This window comes from Mesorhizobium sp. Cs1299R1N3 (assembly GCF_037179625.1).
GTDB classification, from domain to species: domain Bacteria; phylum Pseudomonadota; class Alphaproteobacteria; order Rhizobiales; family Rhizobiaceae; genus Mesorhizobium; species Mesorhizobium salmacidum.
The window spans coordinates 36484-49249 of record NZ_JAPYKQ010000002.1 but is presented as its reverse complement, the minus strand read 5'-3'; the positions used below and the strand labels follow the sequence as shown (position 1 = coordinate 49249).

Genomic DNA, 12766 nt, shown 5'->3' with positions numbered 1-12766 from the left:
GATTGATTGCTTTGCTTGAAAGTATCTCTGTTGTTCTCGGAACGGGACGGCTGGGTTGGATTTATTCCCTGCCGGTTATCAAGGTTTGGCGTTTGCCCTGCGGCCGTTTCTCAAAGACGACAATGCTGTCATAGACACAGATCGAGTCCGTCGAATTGGTGAACGCGTTCGCCGGCAACGCGCCGCGCGAGTGGTGTGCGTTTATCTCGTCGAGCTTCCCCTTGGCGAATTCCATGAACGAACCTGGCCTGCGGAGTCCGCCGCCGTAGGCGTCCCAATAACTCGTATGCGTGTCCTCGACCAAGTAGACACCGTTCGGCTGCACGTGTTGGTAAAGATGCTCGAATGTCGCGATGACGTGATCCATCATATGGCTGCCGTCATCGACCACGATGTCGATAGGTCCATATTTCTCGACTATGCGATCGAGGAGTTCAGGGTCGTCCTGGCTGCCAATGAAAACCTCAACCTGCTCCGACTCGTGCACCTTGCAGGCTGGGTCGATATCGATCCCGACAATTTGCGCGCCCTCGCCGAAATAGGCTCGCCACATTTCGAGCGAGCCTCCTTTGTACACGCCGACTTCAACGACGACTGGCTTTCTATTTCTGAACCGCTCGAAGTGGCGTTCGTAAATGTCGAAATAGTGCAGCCATTTGTATATTTCCTTGCCGCTGTTGTTCAAAAAATACTGATGCAAGAACCCGCCCATCGTAGCCTCCTCAGCTTCGCAATCCGCCGGCTGTAGAAATTTTGATTGTGGTTGCCCTCTCCCTTTGCCAACGAGGTTCGCCTTGAGCCGCGCAAACACCGGCTCCCATTCATTTGCAACAAGGCAAAGCGCTTCGCCAAAGTTTGCCTCGATCTCGGCAAACTCCATGTTTGCAAAACGTCTACCCGCTTCGATGATCCATGAATGATCGTATCCACCACTGCCAAAGCCGGATAGTTTTCGGCGTCCGGCTGTGGCAAACCGTCAAAGGAGTCGGCGACATAGACTTTCCTGTCGGTGACCTCGTTGGCGGCCAGCACCCCCTTCATGAGAATACAGCAGCCACCGCGCCGGACCCCGGTCTCGATGAAATCCCCAGGCACGTTCTCATCGATGACCCTTTGGACGAGGTCTCGCACATTCGACAAGCGCTTGATGCCTGCCATCGAATGAGCAACCGTCGGCCAATCGCGACCCTGGAGGCGATCCTCGCGATTGAAGGGGGTCGACTCTCCCATTTGCGCGGGATCGATCACCTGCGAACCGGAGCCATAAATTGTGTTGGCAATGATCTTGATAAGGAGATCTGTGTAGAGACGGTTCATGGTCGATCTTTCGAGGCATCAAGGTTTTGAATCGAAACATGCTGTTGCGGATATCGAGCCAAAGAGCAAGGGAACGACCGACATTGTGAGGCCACCCGACCAAACGGCGCTGGGCCACCTCAGGGTTTCCCGCATCTAGAGCCAGGTCACCGAAGCTCCCGGAACCAACTCACTCGGCCGCCGGTTTCCTGCCCTTGCGTTTGCCGGCTCGCTCTTCCACCACCCTCGCCACCTCCCGCTTCAGCCGATCCTTGATTTCAACGGTCTCGTTCATCAAGGCATCGATCTTCAGGAAATCGAGCACCCGGTATTTGGACACCGCCGGGCGGACCAGTATATCGGGCTGGCATTGTTTCAGCTTGTTGGCGATGATCGACTGCATCATCAGCTGCGTGGCGCCGAACATCAGGTCGACGGAGGTCGGCTGTTTTCGGTCGGCCTCTTCCGGCGCGCCGACCACGTCGACGCCGATGATGATGTCGGCATCCTTCTCGATCAGATCGAACGGCACGGGGTTGTAGATGCCGCCGTCGATCAGCAGTCTGCCGTCACGCATCACCGGGCGGAAGACGGCGGGGATGGCGGCCGAGGCGGCAAGGGCCGAGTGCAGGTCGCCATCGTCGAACACGGCGAGCTTGTGGCCGAAATAGTCCGTCGCTGTCACCTTCAGCGGGATTTTCAATTCGGCGAAGGTTTCGGGAATGGCTTCGGGCAAAAAGGCCTTGAGGATGCGCTCGACATTGAACTGGCTGACCCGGATGCCGTTTTGCATGGCTTCCGCGATCGTGCCTGGCCGTGCCCGCCACATGCGGCTCGCCACCTGGGCGCGCCGGCCGAGGATCGAGCGGGCATAGTCGTGCATGTCCTTGCCGGTCATGCCCGAGGCCATGCCGGCGCCCATGACGGCGCCGATCGAGGAGCCGGCTATCGCCACCGGCTTGATGCCGAGTTCGTTCAGAGCCTCGATGACATGGATATGCGCCAGGCCGCGCGCGCCGCCGCCGCCGAAAGCTATGCCGAAAGTCGGGCTCATCCCTTGCCGGCTCCCGCCAGCGGCGGTCCGACCACCATGATGGTCGGCTCGGCGGTCAGCAGCTTCTTCGCCTCCGCCTTGACCTGATCGAGCGTCACCGCGTTGATATAGCCGGTACGGCGCTGCATGTAGTCGATGCCGAGATCGTCGAGCTGCAACTCGACCAGCGTCGCGGCGATGGCACTCGACGAATCCAGATTGCTGATGGCATAGGCGCCGATCAGATATTTCTTGGTCGCCGCCAGTTCGGCCTCGGTCGGGCCGTCCTGCGCCAACCGCTTGACGACGTCGCGTACGATGCCGAGCGTCTCGGCGGCGCGGTCGGAACGCGTTCCGGTGGTGACGATCAGCGCGTCGGCGTGGTCCTGGTTCACCAGCGAGGAATTGACGCTGTAGGCCAGTCCGCGCTTTTCGCGCACCTCCTGGAACAGGCGCGAGGTGAAGGTGCCGCCGCCAAGAATTTCATTCATCAGCGCGGCCGGGAAGAAATCCGCCGACTTGCGCTTCACGCCTGGCCAGGCGAGCTGCAGCGAGGTCTGCGGCAGGTCGTAATTGACCTCGATATGCTGCGCCAGCCTGGGCTCGATATCGGCGACAGGGGCGATCGCCTGGTTTGGCGGCAGATCGCCGAACACCATGTCGAGCTTCTTCTTCAGCGTCTCGGCATCGATGGCGCCGACCACGGCGACATGCAGGCCGCCGCGCGCGAACACCGCCTTGTGCAGGGCCTCAAGGTCGGCCTGGGTGATGGCGGCGATGCTCTGCCTGGTGCCCTGGTCGGAGCGCGAATAGGGGTGGTCGCCATAGACGGCGCGCGCCCATCGATTCTGCGCCACCGTGTCCGGGTCGTTCTCGTTGGCGATGATGCCGGACAGGACCTGGGCGCGGATGCGATCGATCGGCGCCTGGTCGAAGCGCGGCTCATTGACCGCCAGCCGCAACAGGTCGAAGGCTTCGTCGCGCTGTTCGGCCAGCATGCGCATGGAGCCGTAGATGCCGTCGCGGGTCGCGTCAAAGCTCATTTCGGCGCCGGCATCGTCGAGCTTGATCTGGAAGGCTTCCGAATCGAGCGGGCCGGCGCCCTCATCGAACAGGCCGGTCATCAGATTGGCCAGGCCTTCCTTCCCCACCGGATCCTGCGTCGAGCCGCCGCCGAAGACGAAACGGACGGCGACGACCGGCACGGAATAGTCCTCCACCAGCCAGGCCGTGACGCCCTTCGGCGAGGTGACGGACTGGATGTCCATGGCGTGGGCGGCAAGCGCCGGCAGGATTAGGAAGAGGATGGAGAGGAATAGGGTTGCGATGGCATGCAGGGCCTTCCCTTCTCCCCTCGCAAGGGGAGAAGGGGGAGCCTCGCGGGGAGAAGTCAACGCGCCGCTAAACTCGTTCATCATCATCAATTCCCCGCCTGTTGCTGCGGCAAGAGATAACCGGTGGTCGAGCGGGCCAGCACCAGATAGCGCGCGGCAACGGCCTTGACCTCGTCGGTGGTGACCTTGCGGATGCGGTCCGGCCATTGCTGCACGTCCTGGACATTGCCGCCGGTGGCGAGTGTCGAACCATAGATATTGGCCATGGAGTCCTGCTTGTCGCGGGCAAAGATCATTGACCTGACATAGCGGTCCTTGGCTTTTTCGAGCTCATCCGGGGTCACGCCGTCGCTGGCGATGCGCGCCACCTCGGCATCGACCGCGGCTTCGACGTCGGCCAGCTTGGCGTCGCCGCGCGGCGCGCCGTAGACGGTGAAATTGGTGTCGTCGAGCATGGTGCCCTGGAAATACGCGCCGGCGCTGGAAGCGATGCCCTGCTTGATGACGAGCGCCTGGTAAAGCCGGCTGCGGTTTCCGCCGCCAAGGATCTCGGCAAGCAGATCGAGCGCTTCGGCCTCGCCAGGCTTGGCGGTGTGATAGGAGGGCACGACCCATTGCGTCGAGAAACTCGGCACGCTGACGCGGGCGTCGGAGAGCGTCACGGTGCGCCTGGTGTTCTGCTCCGGCTCGACCGGGCGGACGCGCGGCGGCAGATCCGGCCCGCGGGCAACCTTGCCATAGGTCTTTTCGGCCAGCGCCTTCACCGTTTCCGGTTGGACGTCGCCGGCCACGATCAGCACGACGTTATTGGGCCGGTAATATTTGTTGTAGAAGGCGGCGGCGTCGGTGCGGTTCAGCTGTTCCATCTCCTGCATCCAGCCAATAACCGGAATGCGATAGGGCTGGTTCTGCCACAGTGTGGCATCGACCTCCTCGTCGAGCACGGCCTGCGGATTGTTGTCGATGCGCGAGCGGCGCTCCTCCAGGATCACATCGCGCTCGGTATTGATGACGTCGTCGGTGAGGATGAGGTTGCGCATGCGGTCAGCCTCGAAGCTCATCATCAGCTCAAGATCCGACGGCGCCACCGTCTCGTGGAAAGCGGTGTAGTCGTAGGAGGTGAAGGCGTTGTTGGAGCCGCCAATGTCGGAGACGGCGCGGTCGAACTCGCCGGCTTCGTGATGGGCCGTCGCCTTGAACATCAGATGCTCGAAGAAATGAGCGATGCCGGATTTGCCCGGCGGCTCGTCGGCGCTGCCGATTTTGTACCAGACCATATGGGTGACGATCGGCGCGCGATGGTCGGGAATGACGACCACTTCCATGCCGTTGTCGAGCAGGAAGTCCGTGACCTTGAACTCGGCCGGCACAGTGTCTGGCAATACGGCGTTGTCCGCCAGGACAGGGTCGGTCATGAACAAAGCCAGCGACGTCGCCAGCAGCGTTGCCCTCAGCCACTCAGTCCTGGATGTCATCGATGGCTCCGGTTTCATGCAGCGACGATAGGCAAGGCGCTGGCGACAAGCAAAGTGAATTGTTGGTCATGTTGACGGCAAAGGCGGCGGCAAAGAGGCCACTGCTGAAAGAGGCCTGTCAGGCAGCTTCGATGAAGCGGATGACGGTCTCGCCGTAGTTGCGCTCATCAAGCACGGAAAAGCCCGGGCCCGGCTCGAATAGAACCGACGCCGTCTCCTCGATCACGCAGAGCGCCCCTGGGCGCAGCCAGCCGCCGGCCATGGCCGACCGCAGCGCGCGCTCGCCAAGGCCCTTGCCATAGGGCGGATCGGCGAAGACGAGACCGAACGGCGCCAGCGTGCCCGCCTCGCCAAGGCCCGTTGCATCGCGGCGGAAGATCTTGGTGCGTCCGGTCAGGCCGAAGGCCTCGACGTTGTCGCGGATCAGGCCACGGCCCTCCGCCGATTCCTCGATGAACACGCCATAGGATGCACCGCGCGACAGGGCCTCCAGACCAAGCGCGCCGGTGCCGGCGAACAGGTCGAGCACGCGCGCGCGCTCCAGTTGCCCGGCAAAGCGATGCGCCAGAACATTGAAGACGGCCTCGCGGGTGCGGTCGCTCGTCGGGCGGATGGCGCCGCTGCGGGGCGTCGCCAACGGACGCCCGCGAAACTCACCGCCGACGATTCTCATCTTGTCCGGGGGCCCTTGGGGCCACGCGGCCGCTCACCGCCACCTCCTGGACGCTCGCCACGCGGCTTGCCGAATGGCTTTGCGTCGCCTGGTTTGCCGGCGGGCTTGCCATAAGACGGCTTGAACGAGGCCTTTCGCGCCTTGGCCTCGGCCGCCTTGGCCGCATCGGCCTCCGCCCTGCCCTTGCCGATCGGCCGGGCTCCCGGTGCCATCCAGACATTGGCCTTGCGCTGGCCTGGCGGCTCGATCGGCCGCTGCTCGCGTTCGGATTTCTTGCCGCCGCCACGAGGCTTGTCACCGAAACCGCCGCGCGGCTTGTCGCCGAAACTTCCACGCGGCTTGTCGCCGAAGCCGCCACGCTCCGGTCGCGGACCGCGTTCGCCGAAGCTCTTTTCTGGCCTCTCGCCCCTGTCAGGGCTTGTCGACAGTTTGCCGAGCGCCTCGTCGCGGCTGCCTTCCCGGCGTTTGCGGTTCTTGATCAGCCCGCCCTCGCCGATCGGCCGCCGCTCGCCGTCTCTCGTAAATTTCGGCCGTTCGGGCTCGGCCTCACGGACTTCGGTACGCCGCACCGGCTGGTTGGAAAACGGTTTTGTTATCTCGGCGTCGAAATTGGCACCGGATTCCTCGACCAGGCGCTCGCCAAGCTGGTCGCGCAGCACCCGGCCCTTGATTTCCAGCACGTGGCCCTCGGCGAGGTCCTCGAGCTGGAACGGGCCGTAGGAGATGCGGATCAGCCGCGTGACGTCGAGGCCAAGCGCGCCGAGGATGTTCTTGACCTCACGGTTCTTGCCCTCGCGCAGGCCGATCGTCAGCCAGGCATTGGACCCCTGCTCGCGATCAAGGCTGGCTTCGATGGCGCCGTAGAAGACGCCGTCGACGGCAATGCCTTCGCGCAGGCCGGCAAGCGCGCTTTCCTCGACCTTGCCGTGGACGCGCACGCGGTAGCGGCGCAGCCAGCCGGTGGCCGGCAGTTCTAGTACGCGCGACAGGCCGCCATCATTGGTCAGCAGCAGCAGGCCTTCGGTGTTGATATCGAGCCGGCCGATGGTCATCAGCCGCGGCAGTTCGGCCGGCAGCACGTCGAAGACGGTCTTGCGGCCTTCGGGGTCGCGGTTGGTGGTGACGACGCCGGCCGGCTTGTGGAACAGGAACAGCCGCGTGCGTTCGATCGGCGGGATTTCCATTCCGTCGAGATGGATGATGTCGTTGGGCATGACGTTGAACGCCGGCGAGGCCAGCACCCGGCCATTGACCTTGACGCGGCCGGCGGCGATCAACTCCTCGGCGTCGCGGCGCGAGGCGAGCCCGGCACGTGCCAGACGCTTGGCGATGCGCTCGCCGGCTTCTTCCGTTGCTTCGGTTGTTCGCGGACGTGGCTTGAAGCCGCCGCCCGATGCGCCTTGTGGCCGGTCTCCGAAATCACGTTTGGGTCTGTCGCCTCCAAAGTCTCGCTTTGGACGGTCGGCAAAATCCCGCTTCGGACGATCTGCGAAATCACGCTTGGGACGGTCGAAGCGCTTTTCGCCGCCCTCCGCCGAAGCAGAAAACGGACGGTCGCCACGTGGCGCGTAGGGCTTGCGCGGCCCTTCGCGCTTTTCATACGGCTTGCGTTCGCCCTCGGCCGCCATCGGGCGGTCGCCACGTGGCGCGTAGGCCTTGCGCGGCCCTTCGCGCTTTTCATACGGCTTGCGCTCGCCTTCCGCCGCCATCGGGCGGTCGCCACGCGGGGCGTAGGGCTTGCGCGGCCCTTCGCGCTTTTCATACGGCTTGCGCTCGCCCTCGGCGGCCATCGGACGGTCGCCGCGCGGGGCGTAGGGCTTGCGTGGGCCTTCGCGCTTCTCATACGGCTTGCGTTCGCCCTCGGCCGCCATCGGGCGGTCGCCACGCGGGGCGTAGGGCTTGCCTTCGGGGCGCGGTCCCTTGCGGAACGGCTTGTCGCCGCTCTTGAAATCGCGCTTCGGGCGCTCGCCTTCAGCCGCTGCCGGCCGGTCGCCGCGTGGGGCATAGGGCTTTTTCGCACCAAAGGACGGCTTCCCGCCCTTGCCGGCGTCGCGGCCACGTGCACCTGCCGATTTCGGGCCACTCCTGCCCGGGCCGCCTTTGCGCGGAGATTTCTTGTCGTTGTCGTCCATGTGGCCTTTGTCCGTTTGCGCTGCTACAGCGTGGCGCATCCGTTCGGCGCGCAACGAATGCTGTAGCATTTTTGATTTGGCGCATGATCATTCCTGAAAATCGAGTCCGATTTTCAGGTTGATGCGCTCCATAACAGGATCACCGCCGGGTGGCGAGGATATAATGGGAAGACAAACCGCTTGAAGAGGCCGGATTTCATGGCGCTGGCGCTAAAAGAGGCCGAAGCGGCAGCCTTGCGCGGCGAAGTGCCGGTCGGCGCGGTCATTGCCAATGGCGGCACGGTCATTGCCAGTGCCGGCAACCGCACGCGCGAGCTTGCCGACCCGACGGCGCACGCCGAAATGCTGGTGATCCGTGAAGCCTGCGGCAAACTCTCGAGCGAGCGGCTCACCGGTCACGATCTCTATGTGACGCTGGAGCCCTGCGCCATGTGCGCCGGGGCAATCTCATTCGCCAGGCTGCGCCGTCTCTATTTCGGTGCCGCAGACGAAAAGGGCGGCGCCGTGGTCAACGGTGTGCGCTTCTTCGCTGCACCGACCTGCCACCACACGCCCGACATCTATCCGGGCATGGCCGAGACCGAAGCAGGCCTGCTGCTGAAGGATTTTTTCAGGGGACGTCGAGACTGAGCCAAGGCCGCAAGATCAGCGGCGCGACTGTTCCTACAGCGACGGCAACCAGTCGAACCAGCCGCCCTTCTTGCCCTCGGCCTTTGCCTTGAGGCGGCGCTCCTTCTTGTACTCGTCTTCGCCGAGTTCGTTCTGCGGCGCGGCACCGGAGGCGGTGCGGTAGGCCAATGGCGGCTCGCTGAGGTATTTGCGCGTGTTCGGATCGCCCTGCTTGCTGTCGGCAAGGCGGCGCTGGATCTCGGCGGCGCGGCCCTTGTCGGAATCGGCGGGTTTCCACGCCGGCGGATGGCTTGAGCCGGACTCTTCCATCGCCTTCTTCACCGAAGCCGGATCCGTCTGCACATCATCGACGATCTCCGACTGGTAGGCCGGATCATTCTGGTGCGCGGTGGCGTCGGCGCGCAGACGCGCGCGGCGCTGCTCGGGCGATTCGGGCCACCCGGCGTTTGCCGTCTGGATGCTTTCCTGCGGGGCAGGCAGCGCTTCCTTCTGGCCGGGTGCCGGCTTCACCAGCGTGGGACGCGGCTTGTAGTCGATTGGGTCCTTGCGCTTCGGCGCGAAGGAAACGGCGCCTGTAAGATCGCCGGCCAGCTGTTCGGCTGCGGTCTTGTCGGTGCCATAGGTCGGAGAGCCCATGCAGCCGGACAAAGCGAGGCCCGATGCGACAAGCGGCGCCAACAGCGCAAGGCGCGCGTTATATCTCTCGGTCATGCCAAAAAGTCCCACTCTAGACAGCCTCTCGATCGCACCGGCTTTGTGTCCGGTCCCCATCGTGCAAGCACTTGCGACGGAAATCCGGCGACAATTTGTCTTCCGGAGTTTCGCGTGTTTACCTCAACCACTCGTTAAGGGCAACGCACGGGCGGATTTGTACCGTCCGGCGTTTTATTTGCGCACTTCTTCGATCTGATGCCGGTCGTTTAAAACCGCCACGCACTTTCGGGCGACAGGAACCGGCTTGATCTGGTCCCTGTCGTTTGTCCCAAATCCGCTACGCACTTTTGGGCGACAGGAACTAAAGCCTTCCCAGCGCCTTCAACTCGTGCAGCACGGCGGCATCACGTGCCGAAACATCCGGGAAGTCCGGATCCTGCCCGACATCGGCCGTGTAGCGCCAGGAACGCGCGCATTTGACGAGGCCTCGGTCCTGGGCTTTCTCGACCACCACGGCGACGCCCTTGACATCGTCGAGGGCAAAGGCGGTTTGCGGCGCCTGGCCATGGGCAATGACGAGATCGCTGGTGATCGCCATTTCAGCCATGTCGACGTCCGATATCGCCGCCTCGAGCGCCGCGTCGTTGATCGTGACCACCGGTATAGCCTCCAGCGAGGAGCCGATCACCTTCTGGGCACGGGCGATCTCGAGTGCGCCGGTGACGACGCGGCGCACCTGCCTGATCTTGCGCCATTTCTCCGCCAGCGCCTCGTTCTTCCAATTCGCCGGGATTTGCGGGAACTGGTCGAGATGCACCGAGACCGCGTCGGGATGACGGTCGAGCCAGGCCTCTTCCATGGTGAAGGGCAGCATCGGCGCCAGCCATTTCACCAGGCAGTCGAAGAGATGGCGTACCACCTGGACCGAGGCCTTGCGCTTCACGCTCGACGGGCCGTCGCAGTAGAGCGCGTCCTTGCGGATATCGAAATAGAAGGCCGACAGCTCGACCACCATGAAGTCGAGCAGAGCTCGCGTGATGCGCTTGAACTCGAAGGCGTCGTAGCCCTGGCGCACCACCTCGTCGAGCTCCGCCAACCGGTGCAGCATCAGCCGCTCCAGCTCCGGCATCGTCTCCAGGGGAACGACCTCCCCATCGTCATGGGCGAGCGTGCCCAGCATCCAGCGGATGGTGTTGCGCAGCTTGCGATAGGCGTCGATGTTGGTCTGCAGCACGTTCTTGCCGAGCCGCTGGTCTTCCCAATAGTCCGTCGTCACCACCCAGAGCCGCAGGATGTCGGCACCGGACTGCTTGATCACATCCTGCGGCACGACCGTGTTGCCGAGCGATTTCGACATCTTGCGGCCATCCTCGTCCATGGTGAAGCCATGGGTGACGACGGTGTCGTAAGGCGCCCTGCCCCTGGTGCCGCAGCTTTCGAGTAGCGAGGAGTGGAACCAGCCGCGATGCTGGTCGGAGCCTTCGAGATAGACGTCGGCCGGCCACTTCAGGTCGGGCCGGTCCTCCAGGGTGAAGACATGTGTCGAGCCCGAATCGAACCAGACGTCGAGAATGTCCATCACCTGCTTCCATTTGGAGGCATCGTGATTGCCGAGGAAGCGCTCGCTGGCACCGGGCGCGAACCAGGCGTCGGCGCCCTCCGCCTCGAAGGCGTCCATGATGCGCTGGTTGACCGCCTCGTCCTTCAGCACATTGCCATCCTCGTCGGCAAAGACGGCGATCGGCACGCCCCAGGCACGCTGGCGCGACAGCACCCAGTCGGGGCGTTCCTCGATCATGGCGCGGATGCGGTTCTGGCCGGCGGCCGGGACAAAGCGCGTCTCGTCGATCGCCTTCAGCGCGCGGCCACGCAGCGTGGTGCCGTCGCCGAGGTCCTTGTCCATGTAGACGAACCATTGCGGCGTGTTGCGGAAGATGACCGGCTTCTTCGAACGCCATGAATGCGGATAGCTGTGCTTCAGCCGGCCGCGCGCGAACAGCGCGTTGCGCTTGATCAGCTCGTCGATGACCGCCTGGTTGGCGTTGCCCTTCTTGCCGTTGTCGTCGATGACGCGCGCCGGTCCGCCTTCGCGGTCCGGCCCGAAGCCCGGCGCGTCCTTGGTGAAGAAGCCGCCGTCGTCGACGGCAAACGGGATTTCAGTATCGATGCCGCGTTGACGCAGCGCGGGCGCGGCATCCATCCAGGCATCAAAGTCCTCCCGGCCATGACCGGGAGCCGTGTGCACGAAGCCCGTGCCGGCGTCGTCGGTGACATGGTCGCCGGCAATCATCGGAACCGGGAATTCGTAGCCGCCGCCGAGACCCTTGAAGGGATGCGAAAGCACAAGATTTCCAAGCTGTTCGGCGCTGATGCCGTGAAGGCGCTTCAAGATGATCTTCGCTTTGGCCTGGCTTTCCTCGGCCAGCGCATCGGCAAAGATCAGCTTCTCGCCTGGCTGCGGGCCAAATGCGTTCTCGGCCGCCGTCACCTCGTAGAGGCCGTAGCCGACGCGCGGCGAATAGCTGACGGCGCGATTGCCAGGGATGGTCCATGGCGTCGTCGTCCAGATGACGACATGGGCATCCAGCAGGTCAAGCGACCGCCCGCTCAGGTCCGGATCGAGCTCCGCCGGCAGCCCGTCCACGACACTGGCGACGACGAGATTGGCCACCGGAAACTTCGCCCAGATCGTGTCGGACTCGTAATCCTGGTACTCGATCTCGGCCTCGGCGAGCGCCGTGCGCTCAACGACGCTCCACATCACCGGCTTCGAACCGCGGTAGAGCTGGCCGGACATGGCGAATTTCAACAATTCGCCGGCGATGCGCGACTCGGCGTGGAAGGCCATCGTCGTATAAGGGTTCTTGAAGTCGCCGATGACGCCAAGCCGCTGGAACTCGTCACCCTGCACGGAGATCCAGTGCGCGGCGAATTCACGGCATTCCTTGCGGAACTCGTTGACCGGCACCTCGTCCTTGTTCTTGCCCTTGGCGCGGTATTGCTCCTCGATCTTCCATTCGATCGGCAGACCGTGACAATCCCAGCCGGGCACATAGTTCGAGTCAAAGCCGCGCATCTGGAACGAGCGGGTGATGACATCCTTGAGGATCTTGTTCAGCGCGTGGCCGATGTGGATGTTGCCGTTGGCGTAGGGCGGACCGTCATGCAGCACGTATTTCGTGCGGCCCGCCGCGCTCTCACGCAGCTTGCGGTAGAGGTCCATGTCCTGCCAGCGCTTGACCAGCACCGGCTCCTTCTCGGGCAAGCCGGCGCGCATCGGAAATTCCGTCTGCGGCAGGTAGAGGGTCTTGGAATAGTCGATCGTTGATTGGTTTTCGTCGTTCATTGGTCTGCCATGTGCATGCCGGGCCACGTGGCTTGCGGCGAATTCTACTTTATACGCATGCCGTTTTCCCAACCCGGGCCACTTCTGGGCGACATGCTTTGATGATCTGGAAAAGCGCGAGAGGCCGCGCGCAATATTCCCGGCGGCTCCTACAGCCTTCAGGCTGCTGGGAACACCGGGCTGGTAATTCGTA

At 63.5% G+C, this 12766-nt stretch carries 10 protein-coding genes; 1 reads left to right on the top strand and 9 read right to left on the bottom strand.

Annotated elements, in window-relative coordinates; genetic code table 11:
• Positions 1-61 precede the first annotated feature (61 nt).
• The 7 genes from O7B34_RS05550 to O7B34_RS05520 form a co-directional block, all read right to left on the bottom strand.
• Positions 62-712 carry a class I SAM-dependent methyltransferase gene (locus O7B34_RS05550; RefSeq protein ID WP_337145235.1) on the bottom strand — a complete coding sequence of 217 codons (651 nt, stop codon included), beginning with the start codon at positions 710-712 and terminating at the stop codon, positions 62-64.
• Complete coding sequence (locus O7B34_RS05545) at positions 682-1317, bottom strand: TylF/MycF/NovP-related O-methyltransferase (protein ID WP_337145234.1); 636 nt, start codon at positions 1315-1317, stop codon at positions 682-684. Before O7B34_RS05545 ends, O7B34_RS05550 begins: the two co-directional genes overlap by 31 nt.
• 169 nt (positions 1318-1486) lie before the next feature.
• Positions 1487-2350, bottom strand: a complete 864-nt coding sequence (locus O7B34_RS05540) for a patatin-like phospholipase family protein (RefSeq protein ID WP_337145233.1) — start codon at positions 2348-2350, stop codon at positions 1487-1489.
• Entirely contained in the window at positions 2347-3747 is a 1401-nt protein-coding gene (locus O7B34_RS05535; protein WP_337145232.1) for a M16 family metallopeptidase, read from the bottom strand. The genes O7B34_RS05540 and O7B34_RS05535 overlap by 4 nt, the downstream gene beginning before the upstream one ends.
• Positions 3748-3749: 2 nt before the next feature.
• Positions 3750-5138 carry a M16 family metallopeptidase gene (locus tag O7B34_RS05530; protein ID WP_337145231.1) on the bottom strand — a complete coding sequence of 463 codons (1389 nt, stop codon included), beginning with the start codon at positions 5136-5138 and terminating at the stop codon, positions 3750-3752.
• A 118-nt stretch (positions 5139-5256) separates the two neighbouring features.
• Positions 5257-5811, bottom strand: coding sequence for a 16S rRNA (guanine(966)-N(2))-methyltransferase RsmD (gene rsmD, locus O7B34_RS05525; RefSeq protein WP_337145230.1), 555 nt, complete (start codon positions 5809-5811; stop codon positions 5257-5259).
• The gene (locus O7B34_RS05520; protein WP_337145229.1) at positions 5808-7943 is read right to left on the bottom strand and encodes a pseudouridine synthase; all 2136 of its coding nucleotides are present in this window, start codon (positions 7941-7943) and stop codon (positions 5808-5810) included. Before O7B34_RS05520 ends, rsmD begins: the two co-directional genes overlap by 4 nt.
• A 180-nt stretch (positions 7944-8123) precedes the next feature.
• Between O7B34_RS05520 and O7B34_RS05515 the strand changes: the two genes are divergently transcribed.
• Positions 8124-8573: a nucleoside deaminase gene (locus tag O7B34_RS05515; RefSeq protein ID WP_027143214.1), complete on the top strand. Its 450-nt coding sequence runs from the start codon at positions 8124-8126 to the stop codon at positions 8571-8573.
• 33 nt (positions 8574-8606) lie between these two features.
• On the opposite strand, the gene O7B34_RS05510 is transcribed toward O7B34_RS05515, so the two are convergent.
• Both O7B34_RS05510 and ileS read right to left on the bottom strand, forming a co-directional pair.
• Entirely contained in the window at positions 8607-9284 is a 678-nt protein-coding gene (locus tag O7B34_RS05510) for a hypothetical protein (RefSeq protein WP_140507330.1), read from the bottom strand.
• A gap of 304 nt (positions 9285-9588) precedes the next feature.
• Positions 9589-12573, bottom strand: a complete 2985-nt coding sequence (gene ileS, locus O7B34_RS05505) for an isoleucine--tRNA ligase (protein ID WP_337145228.1) — start codon at positions 12571-12573, stop codon at positions 9589-9591.
• Positions 12574-12766 lie beyond the last annotated feature (193 nt).

What these genes read in the sequence shown, in the direction of transcription:
- O7B34_RS05530 (WP_337145231.1), bottom strand. Translation starts at nt 5,138, where the DNA reads ATGACATCCAGGACTGAGTGGCTGAGGGCAACGCTGCTGGCGACGTCG.
- O7B34_RS05510 (WP_140507330.1), bottom strand. Translation starts at nt 9,284, where the DNA reads ATGACCGAGAGATATAACGCGCGCCTTGCGCTGTTGGCGCCGCTTGTC.
- rsmD (WP_337145230.1), bottom strand. Translation starts at nt 5,811, where the DNA reads ATGAGAATCGTCGGCGGTGAGTTTCGCGGGCGTCCGTTGGCGACGCCC.
- O7B34_RS05520 (WP_337145229.1), bottom strand. Translation starts at nt 7,943, where the DNA reads ATGGACGACAACGACAAGAAATCTCCGCGCAAAGGCGGCCCGGGCAGG.
- O7B34_RS05535 (WP_337145232.1), bottom strand. Translation starts at nt 3,747, where the DNA reads ATGATGAACGAGTTTAGCGGCGCGTTGACTTCTCCCCGCGAGGCTCCC.
- O7B34_RS05550 (WP_337145235.1), bottom strand. Translation starts at nt 712, where the DNA reads ATGGGCGGGTTCTTGCATCAGTATTTTTTGAACAACAGCGGCAAGGAA.
- ileS (WP_337145228.1), bottom strand. Translation starts at nt 12,573, where the DNA reads ATGAACGACGAAAACCAATCAACGATCGACTATTCCAAGACCCTCTAC.
- O7B34_RS05545 (WP_337145234.1), bottom strand. Translation starts at nt 1,317, where the DNA reads ATGAACCGTCTCTACACAGATCTCCTTATCAAGATCATTGCCAACACA.
- O7B34_RS05540 (WP_337145233.1), bottom strand. Translation starts at nt 2,350, where the DNA reads ATGAGCCCGACTTTCGGCATAGCTTTCGGCGGCGGCGGCGCGCGCGGC.